This window comes from Blautia sp. AM42-2, assembly GCF_003480245.1.
GTDB classification, from domain to species: domain Bacteria; phylum Bacillota; class Clostridia; order Lachnospirales; family Lachnospiraceae; genus Fusicatenibacter; species Fusicatenibacter saccharivorans.
In genome coordinates this window covers 83,667-102,336 of record NZ_QUIM01000002.1, presented here as the reverse complement: position 1 = coordinate 102,336, position 18,670 = coordinate 83,667, and the positions used below count along the sequence as shown (strand labels likewise).

Genomic DNA, 18,670 nt, shown 5'->3' with positions numbered 1-18,670 from the left:
AAGTTTGTGAAAATCTTGTTTTTCCCTCCGGAATACATCTATCTTAAAATTTTTACGGCGATTCTCGTAATATACTGTTCCATTTCCTGACTGGTCAGCGCATCCACCATATATTCCTCATAAAAGCGGTCGTCCAGCAAAAGTCTCTGTTCCGTGGCATACCGGAACAGCTTCCGGTACGCCGCTTCAATTCCCTGCCATGGTCCTTTATAATAATAGCAAAGATACTCTCCCTCCGGCCGAACCGTGTATCGCACTTTCGCCGGCACACGATCAAAAATCAGATAGAAATCACGGTAATCCAGAAAATTCCCCGTTTCCAGTGTTTCCCGTTTCTGAACAAACCCAACATTATACGAACTTCGATTTCCGTATTGCCCACAGTAAGCATAGAGCTCTCCGATTTTCTGATTGACTGCCAGATTATCCGCTGATTCGCTGTGATTTGTGACAAGATACTGCAATGGCAGAGTATGAATCCCTACAGGACAGAAGGGATCTTTTTCAAACGCCTCACGGCATTCCGCCGATGCCTGTGCCAGAAACCGCTTCTTTTCCCCTATCCAGCGCTGCATCTCGCGGAGCCGCTGCATTTTTTCGCGCACCACCTTCTCCTCCTGTTCCAGCAGTACTCCGAATTTTTCAGGACTTCGCTGTTCCAGATAATTTCGAATCTCTGCCAGCGGCATGCCCAGCTCCCGCAGCATTCCGATCACATCAAACGTTTCAATCTGATCCATCGCATAATATCGGTAGCCGTTTGTCCCTCTTCTTTTTGGTACGAACAGCCCAATCTCATCATAATGGAAGAGCGTTTCCTTTGTCGTGCCTACCAGCGCTGCAAATCGCCCCGCGCTTAAATACTCCTGTTTTCCCATTTCTGACTCCTTTTCCTGAATATGTGCTCTCGGAATTTTTCCTGTTTTTCACCTTTTTTGCACTTGACTATAGGGTTACCCTATCCTTTATAATAGCAAACGATTCAAATTTTCACAAGAAATCTTTCCCATCTAAAGCGTGTCTGAAAAAGGCTTTTCACACATAAAAAGGAGGTTTTTGATTATGAGCCAGTCACTCGCCAAGGATTTCAACTTCCGCTCCCTGCTGAAGTTTGCGTTTCCATCGATCATCATGATGATCTTTATGTCTCTCTACAGTATTGTGGATGGCTTTTTCATCGCACAGTACGTGGACAGCATGGCGCTTTCCGCCGCCAATATCGTCTATCCTGCCGTCAGCATTCTTCTTGCCGTCGGCATCATGTTCGGTACCGGAGGCAGCGCCGTCGTCGCTGCAAAGATCGGACAGGGAAAACAGGAGGAAGCCAACCGTAACTTTTCGGCCCTTACCCTTACCACACTGATCATCGGTATTCTGGGCGCAGTGCTCGGCAACCTGTTTTGCCGTCAGATCTGCAGTCTGCTCGGTGCAACGCCGGTGCTGATGGATTACGGTACCGCCTATCTGCGGACGATCCTTTCCTTTGCCCCGGTCTGTCTTCTCCAGGCGCTGTTCCAGTCCTTCTTTGTAACAGCAGGGCGCCCGGGACTCGGACTTTCCCTTACGGTGTCCGCCGGCATTACCAACATGCTTCTGGACTATCTGTTTGTCGTTCCGCTCCATCTTGGTGTTGCCGGAGCTGCCCTTGCCACCGGCCTTGGCCAGTGCATTCCGGCCGTTGCCGGCATTTTATACTTTACCTTTGCCCGCAAAGGCCTTCGCTTCACCCGTCCGGAATTTTCCAAAGGCCTGCTCTCCACAAGCTGCTTCAACGGTTCCTCCGAGATGGTCAGCAATCTTTCTGCAGCCGTTGTCACTTACCTTTTCAACATGCTGATGCTGAAATTTGAGGGCGAAATCGGTGTTGCCGCCATCACGGCGATTCTGTACGGACAGTTTCTCTTTGTTGCGCTGTACCTCGGCTACAGTATCGGCGTTGCACCTGTGTTCAGCTTCAACTACGGCAGCCGGAACAAACAGCGGCTGATCCGGCTTTACCGCATCAGTATCCGTTTCGTTGTGATAAGCTCTGTGATCATTGCACTTGTGGCTGCCTTCGGTTCTCCGGTCATTTCCGCCGTTTTCATGCAGAAAGGCACGTACGGCTTTGAACTGACCCGCCACGGCGGATACCTGTTCTCCATCGCTTACCTGTTCTGCGGTACGAATATCGTCGCCTCCGGCATTTTCACCGCACTGTCAGACGGAAAGACCTCTGCTTTGATTTCCTTTTTGCGCACCTTCGTCTTTATCGTTCTCTCCGCGCTGCTTCTGCCGCTCGTGCTTGGCACCAACGGTGTGTGGCTGTCGATTCCGGTCGCCGAATTTCTGACGCTGTTCATCTCCGTGCCGAAGCTGTCCCGCTATTTTAGGGATCCAAAAGTCGCACCGGAGACAGAAATGCGTTGATTCTCAAAACCCCGCACAATAGATCCGTTGTTTTCATCGGATCCGCTGTGCGGGGTTTCTCTTTTGCTACCACTTTTTCCCCGGGCAGTCCCGCAGTGCAATCGCTGCCCGCATCTCCACGTAGCAGCCGCACATGCGGCACATGCCGGACAGCAGCTTTTCACACTCCTTACAAATGGAAAGCCGCCGCTCGTATTCCTCCTCCGGCGCTTTATCGTCCGCCGGAATTCTTGCAATATAATCATACATATTCTGAAAAAAGCCTGCCTCGTCCATCTCACGAAGCAGGCATTTTTTACAGATCCTGGTATTTCCGTCCATCAAACTCCTCCGGAACTGAATCTTTTTTCATCCCAGATATCTTCTGGTTTTTATGGTTTCCCTATTTTACGGCGATATGAAGCACACTGCATGCCGGAATGGTAAAGGAAATTCCCTCTTTGGTTGCCTGTACACCGTCAAAGGTCTGAACGCCAACCGTCTCCGGCGCTTCAAAGGTGTTCTTATCCTGCATATGGCCGGTTACGATCTCGGCTTTGATCTCGTCGGCTTTTTTTCCAAGAATTACCGCTTCTACCGGATATGCTTTCTCCAGATCCACATTCGTCATCGTGATATGAAGTACACCGTTGGCATCTATCGAAACAGATTCCGTCAGATTCGGAACCATGTATTCGTCTTCCAGACCAACCTGCTCCGTTTCCAGAGAGCTTGCCAGAAGATCATTTTCCTGATGTACCTGATACAGATCAAAAACATGATACGTCGGAGTTTTGACCATTTTTTCACCCTCTGTCAGGATCATCGACTGCAGAACATTGACCATCTGTGCGATATTTGCCATCTTGACACGGTCGCTGTGTTTGTTGAAGAAATTCAGGTTGATTCCTGCGACCAGTGCGTCACGCATGGTATTCTGCTGATACAGAAATCCCGGATTTGTTCCAGGCTCTACATCATACCAGGTACCCCACTCATCCACGATCATGCCGACCTTTTTGTCCGGGTCATACTGATCCATAATGGCGCTGTGGCGACGGATCAGCTCTTCCATATACATCGTCTTTTTCATGGTCTTATACCAGTCTTTTTCCGCAAACTCCGTTGCACTTCCCTTGTGATCCCAGGTTTCCGGCACCGTATAGTAATGAAGGGACAGGCCATCCATCATGCCATGCTGCTGTGGGGAGATTCTGCGGAAGCATGCTTTCATCACTTCCTGCGTCCACTCATAATCATCCGAATTGGCGCCGCAGGCAATCTTCCGGATCTTTTTGTTTCCATCGTAATCACGCACAAAGGTCTGATATCTGCGGTACATATTTCCGTAGAATTCCGGATTCATATTTCCGCCGCAGCCCCAGTTCTCATTGCCGATGCCGAAGAAATCGACGGTCCACGGCTTTTCGTGGCCATTTTCCGCACGAAGGTCTGCCATCGGAGATACCCCGTCAAATGTCATATATTCAACCCACTCCGACATCTCCTGTACAGTACCGCTTCCCATATTTCCGTTGATATAGGTTTCACATCCGATCTGACGGCAGAGTTCAAAAAACTCGTGGGTACCGAAGCTGTTGTCCTCGACAACACCGCCCCAGTTGGTGTTGATCATTTTTTTGCGGCTTTCTTTCGGTCCGATACCGTCTTTCCAGTGATATTCATCTGCAAAACATCCGCCCGGCCAGCGCAGTACCGGAACTTTGATATTTTTCAGTGCTTCAACAACATCGGTACGCATTCCGTTCACGTTCGGAATATCGGAATTTTCTCCTACATAGAGTCCTTCATAAATACATCTTCCCAGATGCTCCGAAAACTGTCCCTGGATTTCCTTATTGATTTTTGAAAGCTTTCTGTTCGCATCAATTACTAACTTAGCCATAACTTGTCCCCTTTCGAGATCTTAAATTTGGCTTTATTATAGGAGATGTATCTCACTTGTGTCAATGAGCGTACAAGTTGTTTCCCCATGATTTTTTCAAAAAGTGCGGCCGTCTTGCTGCTGACCAAAAGGCCGCTTGTTTTATTTTTCATTCTGCATACGAAAAAACCGCCCTGGTTTTCACCAGGACGGTTACCGTCCGTGCGTTAGAGGATTCGAACCCCCGACCTTTTGGTCCGTAGCCAAACGCTCTATCCAGCTGAGCTAAACGCACATTTTTTTGTCGCTTTAGAACTCTTTGTTTATCACTCGTTCCCGCTGACATCATGTATATTACACTATCCTAAGAGAAAAGTCAACACCTTTTTGAAAAAATTTTAAAATTTTTTCGAATAACAGTTTTTTGTGAAAATAAGGGCTTTTTCCCCTATTTCACAGTCCGCACCAGGTAGTCTTTCTTTCGCAGTTCCTCTTCAATCAGATCCAGGGTCTGCGCAGAGTCTGCCGATACGGTATGAAAATGTTCCCCTGATGTGATATTCTTCAGCGGCCGTGATTTTCCCTGCCGGATTTCTTCCATAAACAGTGCCACCTTATTTCGTGAACTGATATTCAGTTCCGCACGCAGTTCTCCGTAAACCTCGTGACGCACAATCACATCCAGCACAACGCCGCCGAAATCCACAATTGTATTCAGCTCGTCCTGCATCTGCTCATCCGTGTGATTCACCTCAAAGACCCGCGTCTCTCTTACCGGGCTGCTGCAGATGTAGCCGCGGTTTGTCGCAATCACATCGTATCCGGCAGCGCGGATCAGGGCAATGTCCTGGACAATCACCTGACGGCTGACTTCACAGCTCTTCGCCAGCGCTGCACCGGAGACCGGCGTCTTACTGTTTGTTATTCTTTGAAGAATCTCTTCTCTTCGTTCCTTTCCACTCATCATAAAACAAGACCTCGCATTTCGTACACTTCCCTTATCTTATCACACTTTCCGCCGTTTCTACAATAGCAGGAAATCATTTTCCAAAAGCTTTGTCAAGGACTAAAACTTTATGAAATTTTCCGGGCTCTCGTATATTCGTCCCGCCAACTGCCAATCATGAACGTATAACAGTAACGAACGGTAACCATACGTTCCATGTTTCAGGAGGATGCATACCATGGCGATCAATAAAGTTGAACTGTGCGGAGTCAATACATCACGCCTTCCCGTACTGAATGCCGAAGAAAAGGAGACTCTGCTGAAAAAGGCCCGCGAAGGAGATGCTGCTGCCCGCGAACGCTACATTCAGGGCAATCTGCGCCTTGTCTTAAGCGTGATCAAGCGCTTCTCCAACAGCAGTGAAAACGCCGACGATCTCTTTCAGATCGGCTGTATCGGCCTGATTAAGGCGATTGATAACTTCGACACGACCTTAAACGTCCGTTTCTCCACCTATGCCGTGCCGATGATCATCGGTGAAATCCGGCGGTATCTGCGTGACAACAATGCGATCCGCGTCAGCCGTTCCCTCAGGGATACTGCCTACCGCGCCATCTGCGCCCGCGAACTTTATCTCAAGCAGAACCAGAAAGAGCCTTCGATCGAGGAAATCGCCGCTGAAATCGGCATTGGAAAAGAGGATATCGTCTATGCCCTCGACGCAATCCAAAGCCCGATGAGTCTGTATGAACCCGTCTACACGGAAGGCGGCGATACCCTGTATATCATGGATCAGTTAAGTGATAAGAAAAATAAAGAAGAAAACTGGGTGCAGAACCTCGCCCTGCAGGACGCGGTCGCCCGTCTCAATGAGCGCGAACGCCAGATCATCCGCATGCGTTTCTATGAGGGGCAGACCCAGATGGAGGTTGCCCGGGAAATCGGCATCTCGCAGGCGCAGGTCAGCCGGCTGGAAAAGTCCGCCCTGCGCTCTATGCGGAATTATCTCTCCGACGAGCGGTAACGCCCGCCGTTCACTGAATTTCTGCAAACTGCAGCCGGTAATCCGACGGCGGCATTCCATAGTGTTTCCGGAACACACGGGAATAGTAAAAGGGATCTTCAAATCCGCACGACAGCGCCGTCTGTTTGACCGTCATCCCCATCTGCAGCAGCTTTTCTGACTGCTGCAGCCGATATTCCAGCAGATACTGTCCTGGTGACCGGCCGATTTTCTTCTGAAACAGACGGTTCAGCGTTGTGCGGCTGACCGCCATTTTCCGCGCAATTGTCTCCGCGCAGAACTCACTCCAGTGATACCCTGCGGCAATCAGAGCCATCGCTTCCATGATCCGCGGATCTTCCTTCTTTCTCTCCTCCCGCTGCGGCTCCGCCAGATCCTGGTACACGCCCAGAAGCGCAAGCAGCACACCGACGGCCTCCTGGCTGTTCCGGCGATAGAGTTCCATCTGGCAGAGACGCTCAAAATACGGCAGAAGCCTTTCCTGACGGAGAGGCGGCGCCGCCGGCTGCTGTGGGTTCAGTACCGACCGTGCCAGAATCTGCCGGCATTGTTCCCCGACAAAATCCACCCACACATATTCCCACGGCTCGTTCTCATCCGGCGCGTACTGCACCACCTGCTCTGGACAGATTAAAAAGCTCTGTCCGGCGGTAAGTGTGTACGTCTTTTTCCCGCAGGTAAACGTTCCCTTTCCGCTTATAATATAATGTATAATATAGCACTGCCGTACACCCGGCCCCCAGGAATGCAGATCATGGCAGTCCTGCCGCCCGGCATCGACAGGCCGGATCCCGTTCATTTCTGATACAAGCATATTCTTTCCTTTTCCCGTATTTTATTCTTTATGAAGCAAAAATCCATGCTTTTGTCTTAAAATTCCATGGTTTTGCTCTGGAAATCCATCTATACTCAAAGTACATCAAAACTTACGGGAGGTCAATACTATGATCAAACTTACACCGCCGATGGGCTGGAATTCCTGGAACACCTTCGGAGAAAATATCAATGAAAAAATGATTTTTGAAACTGCTGATGTCATGGCCGAGAGCGGCCTGCGCGATAAAGGATACGAATATCTTGTCATCGACGACTGCTGGTCTTTACGTGAACGCGATGAAAACGGCCGTCTTGTGCCGGATCCGGAAAAATTTCCGCATGGTATGAAAGCCGTTGCCGATTACGTTCATTCTAAAGGGCTGAAATTCGGTATGTATTCCTGCGCCGGAAACATGACGTGTGCCGGCTACCCTGGAAGCTATGAGCATGAGTTTATCGATGCAGAAACCTTCGCATCCTGGGATGTTGATTTCTTAAAATACGACTACTGCTACCACAGCCCGATCCTGCATGGAAAATATCTGTACCGCCGCATGGGACTGGCACTCGAGAACTGCGGCCGCGACATTCTCTTCTCTGCCTGCTCCTGGGGTGCCGATGAAACGCATGAGTGGATCAAAGAAACCGGCGCTTCCATGTGGCGTTCCACCGGCGACATCTTTGATACCTGGGATTCTGTCAAAGATCTCGTGGCACAGCAGGAAAAACTGCATCCGTACAACGGCGTCGGCTGCTTCAACGATATGGACATGCTGATCGTCGGCATGCATGGAAAAGGAAATGTTGGACTGGCTGGCTGCAGCGATGTCCAGTATCAGACACACTATGCACTGTGGGCATTCCTTGGCTCCCCGCTGATGATCGGCTGCGACATCCGCGAGATGAGCGACGAAACCCGCCGCATTCTCATGAATGACGAAATGATCCGCATCAACCAGGATCCGCTCTGCCGTCAGCCGTATAAAGTGAAAAACCATGCATGGAATGACAAGGTTCTGATCTATGTGAAGGCACTCGCAGACGGAGATCTCGCCATCGGCATGTTCAATCTCAGTGATGAAAAATCACGTGCAGCCATGAATCTGGATGAGATCGGCCTTCCGTTCTCCACTGGCCGTACTCTGGAACTTACTGAGGTCTGGACCTGCGAGAACCTGTGTGCAAACAATGCATCCCTTGTCACAGAGCTCGAGCCGTTTGCATCAAAAGTATACCGTGCAAAGGTCGTAAAACTCTGATGGCACGCTGTATGCAGTGCGGCAAAGAACTCACACATAACGAGATCGGCGCCCACCGTAAATTTATCAACCGCGGCGCAGAACAGTTTTTCTGCAAGCAGTGTCTTGCCGAGCATCTCGGTGTAACGCCGGAGCTCATTGACGAAAAGATCGAACAGTTCAAGCGACAGGGATGTACCCTGTTTGTATAAGGCCGCTGCATGTAACGCACAGAGTCAGATTTCCATGCATCTGGAATCCGGCTCTGTGTTATTTTTATGTTTTATGAAGGTTTCCGTCCGGCATCAGTTCCACGCAGACAATCTCGGGAATGTTATTGAACCGCGGAACCAATTCCGTATTTCCAAGTCCGGACGACAGCACCAGATGCCGTTTTCCATCCTCCGAATCAAAAATCCCCTTCATCTGTCCCGGAAACCATCCCATGTCCGGCGCATAAACACCGCCAATGCCAGGCAGAATGACCTGGCCGCCGTGAAGATGGCCGGAAAATACGCAGTCAATGTCCCACTCCTCCAGCCCGTCATTTTTCAGCCAGGCAATCGGAAGATGGCTGAGCAGGATTTTGTAACGGTCGGTGTTCTCAAACTCCCACAAGAACTTACACTCTCCTGGATCCGCTTCGCCAGTTTCCAGATATTTGTCCGGGAGACAGTAACCGTAAATGCCGCCGATACGGAGGGTCTGGCTGTTGATGGTGATGTCTTTATATTCATAGTTCAGGACGGTGGCGCCGGCAGATTCGTAGAGAGCGGTAATGTCTGTACCGTAGTTCTGCTCGTATTCCAGTTCATGGTTGCCGAGGGAGACGTATGTTGGGGCGATTGCAGATAATTCTGCCAGCAGCGTTACCGCAATATGATTATCTGGCTCATTTGCATTTAGAAGATCACCGGTGATCATAATCAAATCTGGTGACTTCATTGCTGCTTTAGAAATCAGATGTTTATTATCCGAACCAAAGATGCTGTTATGGAGATCTGTTATTTGTATCAGACAAATTTCTTCCGAAATTTTCTTCGATTGCAGTATATATGTTATGCTGTTTAGATTATATTTCGATTTTATAACACTTTTTCCTGTTATGCACAGAAGCATAACAACCAATATGCCCACTACCCTACGCAGCTTATACCCGTTTTTACATCGTTTTCTCATTCTATTTCTAACCATCTTATATTTTAGATCGAATCATTCTCAGCAGATTCTGCCATTGTCTTCTCACTCTAAAAAAGTTGACTTTTTCAGGATATGCTAATACATAAAAATCATAATTATTTTTAAAATGTACAATCCCCTCTTTTTCTGCCTGCTCCAGTGCTTCTCTATACTGCTGTTGAAATTTTTCTCCTCGTTCTTTATCAAAATCTTCTTTCCATTTTTGGCACTTTATCAAATCCCACTGCGCTGAATTCAGCAGTTTTAACAATGCCGCCTGATAAAGTTCTTTACACCTTTTTTTCTTAAAAAATTTTATTCTTTCTTCCTGTGCATCATATTCGTCAAATCGTTTATTGAGCGTCAAATTTTTTGTTATTCCACACGGATTTGTAAAATAGAAATAAAATACAATATCTGTTACTGCTATTCTCTCACTTCTATAATACAATTGATACGTAATATATTCATCTTCAAATAACCTCCCTTGCGGAAAACGGATTCCATTAAATACTGTTTTCTTAAATAATTTTCCACAACAGGATATATATTTTTCCACGTTTTGACCACAAAAAAGTTTGCTTTCAATTTCCAATCCAGACTGGATTTCCACACAATTCTTGATTTGTAACTCAGCGCATGTATCTACTTCTTCTATCTCAGCAAAATGTTTTAATCCGCAGATAAAGATATCCGCGTTTTCCTCTTTCAAAACTTTCAGCTCTGTTTCAAGCATTTTACTATGCACCACATCATCCGCATCAATAAACATTACGTATTCCCCTGATGCAATTTCTAAGCCCGCATTTCTAGCAGAAGAAAGCCCCCCGTTTTCTTTATGAATCACCGTTATTGTCTTCTGTTTTTCAGCATATTCATCACATATCTCGGCCGAACCGTCTGTTGAACCATCATCCACTAAAATAATTTCATATTCCTGACAACTCTGTGCCAGCACACTGTCGATACACCGTTTTAAATAGCTTTTCCCTTGATAAACCGGAATTATAATACTAACCGTTATCATGTCTGATCCATCCTTTTATTTTCAAGTAGATTTTTTCTCCCAAAAGCTTTTTAATCATACGATTGGGAAGATATTTCCAATCATTTTTCTTTTCCTCTAACAATGCCTGACGATGTTTTTTATGATACTCTTTTTCTGCTCTTTCCATCCAGCTTGCATGAAACCAATGAACCGAAATTGTTTTTTTTGATTTTCTTCTATATCCTGTTTCAAAATCAATGGGGCACATACAAATGGATGGTAAAATCATAATATTTCCCTCTAAAATCTGCTGCTTATCCTTTTGTTCCAGTCCGTGTTTCAAAAAGATTTCTGTATTAATAACCGGGCATGTCTTCTTATTTTCTGATCCGTCCTCTAAAATAAACGGGATCGTTTGATACATCTCCATCATTTCATACAACAAACCGCATCCCCGTTCAGCGCCAAATCCAAGCCCCGTAGAAATATATTTTTTATTTTCAAATCCAAAAAAAGCACTGTATTTTAGCAGAAAATCAATCTTTTTCACTAATTCTACATCTGTATCAAAATATATCCCTCCATATTCATACACAACCCGGAGTCTTACATAATCTGTAACAAATGCCCACTTTTTCCTATGATATGCGTCAATTACATACTGAGGGCATTCTTTTATATTAAAATTTTTTTCATTCCATTCTACAATAAGATAGTCTGGACAGAACTTCTGCCAGCTTTGCATGCATCGCCTGACCGAATCTGGAATTGGCTTTCCCCCAAACCAGCAATAATGTATTTTTTTAGGAATCATCTCTCTCACCCACGCATTTCAAATCGTCTAATCGAATTTTTCCCCAGGCATTTACGTTCCAGTTAATCTTTAAAGCATGTTTACTATCCTGAATTTCAAATGTAAATGCCGGAAACACTGCATCCAAGTCATCGTAAGTTCCCATTTCGTTTACATTATAAATCACCAGCAATACGAAATATTTTCCCGGTACAAGTCCACGCAGCAGCAATTCCATTTCCAATATTTTGCTTCTTCCTGCCGAAAAGGATGTAAATTCCTGCAAAATTCCCGCTGCAACAGATCCTCCATCTGCTGATCTTATTTCTGCCCTCACGGATAGATTTGAAATATTTGTTTTGGCCTCAACCGACAAATCAAATTTCAGCTTTTCCTCAAATTCATATACCGGTACCTGTTTGTCCACAAGATGCACATGTATCATTTTCGCCTTAATAACTGGCGACAGATGTGCCATTCTCTTATTTTTCAGATCAATATCTACACTTCCGTTTTTAACAGCTGTATCCATATACAAATCAATTGCTCTTTCTACCCCGCCGTCAAATATCAGTTCGCCGTGATCCAGTACAAGGCAGCGGGTGCAAAGCTGACGAATGGTATTCATATTATGACTCACATAAAGAATCGTTTTTTCTTCTGAATTTGCCGCCTTTCCCATCCGTCCAAGACACTTCTGCTGGAATTTCATATCTCCGACAGCCAGAACCTCATCCATAATCATAATTTCACTCTCCAGATGAGCTGCCACAGAAAATGCAAGTTTAACATACATCCCACTGGAATATCGTTTTACAGGCGTATCGATAAACTCTCCACATTCGGAAAATGCAATAATCTGATCCAGTTTTTCTCCGATTTCTGCACGGCTCATCCCCAATATTGCCCCATTCATATAAATGTTTTCACGTCCCGTTAATTCCGGATGAAATCCCGTTCCTACTTCAAGCATAGATGCCACACGGCCATTCATTCCAATGCTTCCTTTTGTCGGTGCCGTTACTCTTGACAGCAGTTTCAGCAATGTCGATTTTCCTGCTCCATTGTGTCCGATAATCCCTACTGCTTCTCCTTTTTCTACCTCAAATGAAATATCCTTCAGCGCCATAAAACGTTTTCCATACTCTGGTGTTTTCTGGCCTATTTTCAGTGTCGGATCTTCTTTTTTTCTTATTTTTGCATGGAATCGTTCCAGATCTTCCCGTAATGTTGTTCCCCCGATTGCACCCAGTCTATATTCTTTTGATACATGATCTATTTTGACCATAATCTGTTTTTCTGCCATCCTGTTCTCCTTAAATGGTATCCATAAATGTTCTTTCCACTTTATTGAATAACACAATTCCAAGTACAAATAAGATCATTGTGCTTCCCCACCCCATTCCATAGTATCCTGCATGAAAATATCCTGTTCCGAAAAAAATATAGCGGAATGAAGTGATGATCGGTGTCATTGGATTCAGCATATAAATCTTCATATATTTTTCAGGTACAAGCCGCAATCCATATGCAACTGGCGTTCCATACTGCCATAATTGTAATCCAAAGCCTATCAGCATCGCCAAATCACGATATTTTGTTGTAAGCGCTGAAACAATAATTCCAACTCCCATCGCCAGCATCATCATCTGAATGATCAATATTGGAAATAGAAAGAGATACCCGGACAATCGAATTTCCATTTTCCCTTTCCATATAAAATACAGCAAAAAAATCAAAAACATGGCAAATTGAATACCGAAGGAAATCAAATTAGATATGGTTGACGCTGCCGGAGATACCAGCCTTGGAAAATATACCTTTCCCATAATAGAACTGTTTGTTATAAATGTGTTTGCCGTACTGCTGACCGTCGATGAAAAATAGCTCCAGCAGATCGTACCTGCCATATAGAACAGAAATGCCGGAATTACGGTTTCTTCTGTTGCTTTCACATCCAGCGTAGTCAGGTTTGCCAGTGAACCAAAAATCACAGTGAACACTATGGTTGTTAACAGGGGCTGTATCACCGCCCACAAAGGCCCTAAAATCGTCTGTTTATATTTCGAAATAAAATCTCTTCTCACAAATAAAAAAATCAGGTCTCTATACTCATATGTTTCCTTTAAATGAAGATTGATCCATTTTGAATTTGCCGTAATAACTGTTTTAAATTGTTGTTCCATCTTTTTCTCTCTAACCTTAAACTTTGATTTTTCTTATAAATATTTTGATTCTTTTCGGTATCATGGAACGAAGTTTTCTCACAAACAGAATTCTGTTTCTTCGTTTCTGATACCACCGTTCCACACATGCATAGTTCTGTTTTTGCAGTTTCATTACTTTCTCCCGCTGCCGTTTCAGTGCAGACGGCTGTACCAGCTGTGCATTATATTTTGCTGCCCGCTGATAAGATGACGGATATTTTATAATGTTACTTCCATATTTCGCAAGCATAGTCCTTCCCTGCTCATTATTCACAATCAGGCAGGAGACTCCTTTTTCTTTCTCTATTTCACCTCCATATTTTTTCAAATATTCCGGGTGCACCAGCTCTATCCCCCAATAATCTCCTATGGTAATATCACCCTGACGATATTCTGATGCAAACGGACAAAAATAGCAGCTTTTCCGGTATGTGTATCCATTTAAAAACATTTGATAATAGGAGCTTTCTTCCGGTTCAAAATATCTTTCTTTCTGACTTCCATCCCTGTTCTCCAATATCATTTTTCCGTATAACTTCCACCCGCTGCTTTTATCTCGAAAATAAAATCCTGCTATTTTTTTTCCTTCTTTCGATTCTATGTATCCTAAATAATTCTGGAATAATTTTGCGCTCGGTACACCATGACATATAATTTCTATTGTATATAAATTTGCATACGTTCTCTGAAGGTATCCTCTCAGTTCTGCTATCTGACAAGGCGTTCCACTAAACAACACAGTCTCGTTATGTTCCAGATGCCGCTTAATTTCAACATATACATTTTCCAAATTGCTTTGTACATATTTTGAACCCTTTAATTTACAAAGTTCCTCTATCTTATCTATCCCGATATGTTTTATTACTAAGTTTTGGTTTTCATAAAGCATAGCACATCCATAGACAATTCCTTTTCTTTTTAACACTTCCTGCGCCAGCACGGTAAAGATTCCCCCCGAAGCATTTTCTTCCAGATCAGCGTCCTTTGCCTGTGCCGCATACGTTTCTTTTCGTGATTGCTCTTTTTTCTCAAAACTGCAGACTTTTAAACATTTTCCGCACTCCGTACACCTCGATTCATCTATTTTGGGATAATCAAAACCATTTTCATCCTCTTCCATGTAAATCGCATGTCTGGGGCAGCATTTACTGCAGGCTCCACATCCACAGCAATTTGTCTCATTCTTTTCGGAAATTATATTTCTCATTTACCCTTTTCCCTATTCTAATGCTTCTTTTATTGCTTCAAGCTTTCGATACTGATATCTTGTGTCCGGTTCCAAAAAAGCACCTTCTCCCCATTCATTCCATGCATTAATAAATATTACCGGCTTTTCCTCTTTTCGTGCTCTTTGTACCAGTATTTTCATATATTCAGCAAACTTTTCTACGGAAAATCCACTGACCATAACTCCATGTTTATTTCTTGGCGTATTATCCCAATCCACAAAACACCCCGGCCAAAAATTTTTCTTCCATTTCGCATTTAAAATCAAATCCCATATCTCATCGTAAAAATACATTCCCAGACTCTGCTCTTTCTTCCAATACATTCTTCCTTTCTTCTTTCGACATTTTCGATAAAACGACACCATTTCCTCTCCACAAAATTTTCTGATCAAAGAAATTTTTCTGCTTGTTCCAGGCAGCTCCTGGCTTTCGATATTTCGTGAATATACAGGCTCAAATTCAATTTGATAATCAAAAATATCGTTTCTGTAATACATATCTGAATAATACGCCGGAAATTGAAAGGCCAGACATAAATCCGGAAAACCTTCTTCTTTTGCTCTTCTTCTAAAATACGATGCCATCTTATAAATATCGATCATTTGTTCCGGCTTATAAACAACGAGCAATGGGCACCCATCTACTGTTATATATCGTTCATCTTGAAAAAAATTCAGCAGATACTGAAAGTGCCGTTCCCACTCTTCTTTTCCGCCATAATCCTGCTCCATGATAATTTCCTGATCTCCACCATCCCAGTTCTTACTCCAGTTTTCATTGGCCCAGCAAAAGCAAAATGGGATCTCTATTTTTTTGTTTTTCAGCATTTGTTCCGCCGGTTTTTCCAACAACTTCTCACCATGTTTAAACCAATAATGATAATAGCAAAATCCGAAAATCCCATATTTTCTTGCCAGATTACTCTGCCAGATCTTTACCTGATCATCCATTAAATCATAATAGTTAAGGTCCAGTGGAATTTTGGGCTGATCATGCCCGGAAAATAATGCTTGTGCTTTTCGTACATTTGTCCATTCGGTAAACCCCTTGCCCCAGCATTGGTCGTTCAATGGTATTGCATGAAACTGAGGCAGGTAAAATGCAATCAGCTTAACTCCTTTCCCATCCTTAACTTCTGCCATTTTTCTTCCCCTCACCTTCTGTTTTTTCCATGATTTTTTCAAAACATTTCAAAAGACATCTCAAACGAGTTTCAAACTGAAAGCTCACATCGCTTTTCTTCTGAATCTCAGCAATTTTTTTGAGTCTCTGATATCTTAATGCACGAAATTTGTAAAATTGATATATACCTTCTCTCCCATATCGTTTCCAGAAATACGTCATCGTTCCATTTATTCGAAGTGTGAATTGTTTTTCATTAAAATCATGCTGTTTCTCTAAAGTCGCTCCCTCCAGATGAATAATCTTTGCCTGTGGTATATTATAAATTTTTTCACCTCTTTTTTTAATTCTCCAGGACAGCTCTTCCTCCTCTGCATACATAAAAAAATCCTCATCAAATCCTCCCAACTGCTCAAAGAGTTTTTTCTTCACCATCATGTCTGCCCCAAATATATAGGCAACTTCTATCTTTTGATTAGTATCGTTAAAATCTTTTCTTCGTATCTGCAATGCAGGATGTTTTCTGTATAATTTTTGTTCTGCTTTTGACAGCATCAAATACCGCCAGGATGCATATCTCTTTTCCGTTCCCAAATCATCAAACCTTAAACAAAAAGACGGACACGGCATTCTCTCCGGTGTATATAAATTTCCGCCTGTACATCCCATATCTGGATTGTTTTTCATCTCTTCCCATAAAATTTTTACTGCATTGTTCATCAAAACCGTATCGGGATTAAGAAAAAATACATAATCCCCCGCTGCGTATTTTGTTCCCAGATTGTTCGCTTTTCCAAATCCAAGATTTGTTTTTGCCTCTATCATCTTAACGCTGTTTTCAAATTCCGCCTGCAATCTTTCTGCTTCTTTGTTCTTTGATGCATTATCCACGATAATAATCTCAAATTTTACATCCGCAGTTTGTTGAAATATTGAATTGACACAATCGATTGTTAAGTCTATGGAATTGTAATTAACAATAATAATTGAAACATCCATACGCTATCCTTTCCATTTTATTTTTTCCTTTATGCTCTCATACCTCTCTTTTCCTAAAATACTTCTGCATATTCTGTTCGGCAGATGAATCATACAGTCCATATTTCTTAGATATTTTCTTTTTTTCTTTTCTTTTTCTGTAAGCCATGATGCTTCAAAATGATGAATCGAATATGTATTATCTGTCAATTCACACTTATGACTTTTCCAATTGATCGGGCAGAAATACTCTGCTGGATAAATATGAAACTTACAAATTTCCTGTTCCACATTTTCTTTCTTCATTCCCAGTTTTACCAGTGCCGCTGTGTTATAATAAGGACACGTTTTTAAATTTTCTTTTTCCTGCTCAACAAAATCAATCTCTTTATAAATATCCATCATCGCCTTCACGACCGGATGAAAAGCAGATGCGCCAAACCCCTGTCCCGTATTCACATAAACCTCATCACATTCTTCATCCACTTTCTTCTCAAATCCGATATAGCCATCTGTTTCTAACAAATCATCCAGTGATCGAATTAGTTCGACATCCGTATCAAGATAGATTCCTCCATACTGGTAAATAATATCCAGTCTGGCATAATCAGATACAAACCCCCAGCGTTTTGCCTGATACGCCTGCTCCATATATTTATTTTTATGAACATCATAATTCTTGCTGTTCCATTCCATAATTTCATAATCCGGACAATATTTCTGCCAGCTCTTAATACATTCAATTACCAGCAATGGTTTTTCGTTTTCCCCAAACCAACAATAATGAATTTTTTTCGGTATCATATAAACTCCTGGCAATAAATAGAATATTTTGTATAATCTTTATTTAAAATTGCTTTTGCAAGAAAATAATATCTGTCCTTTTTTTTCAAATACTCTTTAAAATTAGTACAGACAAATTCACATTCCCCTGCAAATACAGCCTTTTTTATTTTTTCCGGCAGCATAACAATCCTCCGGCAGGTAAATACAATCTGTCTCATTACCCTTTGATAATTCTCGTAGTCAAAAGGAATCTCCATTTTCTTCTGAATCTCAGCCATTAACAGCATAATCCAATAAGAATCTACTCTTTTTGGATTTTCATCATGCTTCTGTGTAATACTCTCTCCATGAATTCGATATGCATACACTACATCAGACAAACAATCCACTTTATTCGCCATTGGAAAAATCACAGCTCCGATAATTGCATCCTCATACCAATAGCCCTCCGGAAATTTCAATCCTTCCCACAGTTTTGCTTTCATCACCTTTAAACAGGGGCCTCCCCAATATTGATTTCTTTCTTTTGGCAAATGTTCTTTTTTTATCATTCCAAGAAAACCATTTTTATCAAAGCGATAGCCATTTCCCTCTACAATATCCGCATCTTCCAGATACGCTTTTGACAGCAAACACTCTATTGCATTCGGCAATAAAACATCATCCGAATCAACAAACATAATGTATTTGCTTTTTACTCTTTCAAGTCCTGCATTTCTTGCACCCGAATACCCTTTATTCTCCTGCCGAATAACTTCTACACATGGATTTTTTATGTATTGATTTAAAATTTGCCCGCTTCGATCCGTCGATCCATCGTCAATTGCAATTATCTGAAAGGAATATTTTGTTTTTTGCAGGACGATCGACTCCATACATTCCTTCAGCCAGTTTTCCGAGTTATATACAGGCACTATAATCGTGAGATCATATCGAATCTCTCTGCTCCTGTTTTCCGAAAATACATCCGGCGACACGGGCGGTGCAACATCCATCAGTATTCTCTTCGCATCCTGTGAAGAAAGTGTAATCTTTTCTTCCCGTATCTCATAAGCAATCCATGCCGCTATTCTTTTAAAAATCATTTTCAA

General features: G+C 43.2%; 19 protein-coding genes and 1 tRNA gene. 4 read left to right on the top strand and 16 right to left on the bottom strand.

The genetic code is table 11. From position 1 onward, the window contains the following. Positions 1–38 precede the first annotated feature (38 nt). The gene (locus tag DW915_RS03530; protein WP_055266430.1) at positions 39–878 is read right to left on the bottom strand and encodes a MerR family transcriptional regulator; all 840 of its coding nucleotides are present in this window, start codon (positions 876–878) and stop codon (positions 39–41) included. Positions 879–1,062: 184 nt separating this feature from the next. Between DW915_RS03530 and DW915_RS03525 the strand changes: the two genes are divergently transcribed. Further along, positions 1,063–2,409 carry an MATE family efflux transporter gene (locus DW915_RS03525; RefSeq protein ID WP_118659310.1) on the top strand — a complete coding sequence of 449 codons (1,347 nt, stop codon included), beginning with the start codon at positions 1,063–1,065 and terminating at the stop codon, positions 2,407–2,409. 66 nt (positions 2,410–2,475) lie between these two features. Here DW915_RS03525 and DW915_RS03520 read toward each other — a convergent pair whose 3' ends face one another. The 4 genes from DW915_RS03520 to DW915_RS03505 form a co-directional block, all read right to left on the bottom strand. Next, positions 2,476–2,730: a DUF6171 family protein gene (locus tag DW915_RS03520; RefSeq protein ID WP_118741607.1), complete on the bottom strand. Its 255-nt coding sequence runs from the start codon at positions 2,728–2,730 to the stop codon at positions 2,476–2,478. 61 nt (positions 2,731–2,791) lie between these two features. Beyond that, entirely contained in the window at positions 2,792–4,294 is a 1,503-nt protein-coding gene (locus DW915_RS03515; protein WP_118741606.1) for an alpha-N-arabinofuranosidase, read from the bottom strand. 200 nt (positions 4,295–4,494) lie between these two features. Beyond that, positions 4,495–4,568, bottom strand: a tRNA-Arg gene (locus tag DW915_RS03510). A gap of 153 nt (positions 4,569–4,721) precedes the next feature. Further along, positions 4,722–5,237: a transcription repressor NadR gene (locus DW915_RS03505; RefSeq protein ID WP_055220692.1), complete on the bottom strand. Its 516-nt coding sequence runs from the start codon at positions 5,235–5,237 to the stop codon at positions 4,722–4,724. A 220-nt stretch (positions 5,238–5,457) separates the two neighbouring features. Here DW915_RS03505 and sigG point away from each other — a divergent pair, with 220 nt between their 5' ends. Beyond that, entirely contained in the window at positions 5,458–6,243 is a 786-nt protein-coding gene (gene sigG / locus DW915_RS03500; RefSeq protein WP_055227938.1) for an RNA polymerase sporulation sigma factor SigG, read from the top strand. 10 nt (positions 6,244–6,253) lie between these two features. On the opposite strand, the gene DW915_RS03495 is transcribed toward sigG, so the two are convergent. Then, positions 6,254–7,057, bottom strand: coding sequence for an AraC family transcriptional regulator (locus tag DW915_RS03495; protein ID WP_118741605.1), 804 nt, complete (start codon positions 7,055–7,057; stop codon positions 6,254–6,256). A 130-nt stretch (positions 7,058–7,187) separates the two neighbouring features. On the opposite strand from DW915_RS03495, the gene DW915_RS03490 reads away from it, so the two are divergent. Together DW915_RS03490 and DW915_RS03485 are read left to right on the top strand one after the other, a co-directional pair. Then, a complete protein-coding gene (locus tag DW915_RS03490; RefSeq protein WP_118741604.1) occupies positions 7,188–8,318 on the top strand; it encodes a glycoside hydrolase family 27 protein in 1,131 nt (376 codons plus the stop codon). Further along, a complete protein-coding gene (locus tag DW915_RS03485) occupies positions 8,318–8,509 on the top strand; it encodes a hypothetical protein (RefSeq protein ID WP_022461561.1) in 192 nt (63 codons plus the stop codon). The genes DW915_RS03490 and DW915_RS03485 overlap by 1 nt, the downstream gene beginning before the upstream one ends. A gap of 64 nt (positions 8,510–8,573) precedes the next feature. Here the strand turns inward: DW915_RS03485 and DW915_RS03480 are convergent, their stop codons facing one another. The 10 genes from DW915_RS03480 to DW915_RS03435 form a co-directional block, all read right to left on the bottom strand. Beyond that, a complete protein-coding gene (locus DW915_RS03480; protein WP_158581013.1) occupies positions 8,574–9,416 on the bottom strand; it encodes a metallophosphoesterase in 843 nt (280 codons plus the stop codon). Between the two features lie 76 nt (positions 9,417–9,492). Then, positions 9,493–10,503 carry a glycosyltransferase family 2 protein gene (locus tag DW915_RS03475; RefSeq protein ID WP_118741602.1) on the bottom strand — a complete coding sequence of 337 codons (1,011 nt, stop codon included), beginning with the start codon at positions 10,501–10,503 and terminating at the stop codon, positions 9,493–9,495. Further along, a complete protein-coding gene (locus tag DW915_RS03470; protein ID WP_118741601.1) occupies positions 10,490–11,278 on the bottom strand; it encodes a glycosyltransferase family 32 protein in 789 nt (262 codons plus the stop codon). The genes DW915_RS03475 and DW915_RS03470 overlap by 14 nt, the downstream gene beginning before the upstream one ends. After that, positions 11,268–12,563 (bottom strand): ABC transporter ATP-binding protein, encoded by a 1,296-nt coding sequence (locus tag DW915_RS03465; protein ID WP_118741600.1) that lies wholly within the window; start codon positions 12,561–12,563, stop codon positions 11,268–11,270. Before DW915_RS03465 ends, DW915_RS03470 begins: the two co-directional genes overlap by 11 nt. A gap of 10 nt (positions 12,564–12,573) precedes the next feature. Continuing rightward, positions 12,574–13,443: an ABC transporter permease gene (locus tag DW915_RS03460; protein WP_118741599.1), complete on the bottom strand. Its 870-nt coding sequence runs from the start codon at positions 13,441–13,443 to the stop codon at positions 12,574–12,576. Between the two features lie 16 nt (positions 13,444–13,459). After that, positions 13,460–14,671 (bottom strand): Coenzyme F420 hydrogenase/dehydrogenase, beta subunit C-terminal domain, encoded by a 1,212-nt coding sequence (locus DW915_RS03455; RefSeq protein WP_118741598.1) that lies wholly within the window; start codon positions 14,669–14,671, stop codon positions 13,460–13,462. Positions 14,672–14,683: 12 nt separating this feature from the next. Then, on the bottom strand, positions 14,684–15,835 hold the full coding sequence (locus DW915_RS03450; RefSeq protein ID WP_118741597.1) for a glycosyltransferase WbsX family protein: 1,152 nt from the start codon (positions 15,833–15,835) through the stop codon (positions 14,684–14,686). Then, on the bottom strand, positions 15,822–16,814 hold the full coding sequence (locus DW915_RS03445; RefSeq protein WP_118741596.1) for a glycosyltransferase family 2 protein: 993 nt from the start codon (positions 16,812–16,814) through the stop codon (positions 15,822–15,824). Before DW915_RS03445 ends, DW915_RS03450 begins: the two co-directional genes overlap by 14 nt. Before the next feature lie 3 nt (positions 16,815–16,817). Beyond that, entirely contained in the window at positions 16,818–17,597 is a 780-nt protein-coding gene (locus DW915_RS03440) for a glycosyltransferase family 32 protein (protein WP_118741595.1), read from the bottom strand. Further along, on the bottom strand, positions 17,594–18,664 hold the full coding sequence (locus tag DW915_RS03435) for a glycosyltransferase family 2 protein (protein WP_118741594.1): 1,071 nt from the start codon (positions 18,662–18,664) through the stop codon (positions 17,594–17,596). The genes DW915_RS03440 and DW915_RS03435 overlap by 4 nt, the downstream gene beginning before the upstream one ends. Between the last annotated feature and the right edge of the window lie 6 nt (positions 18,665–18,670).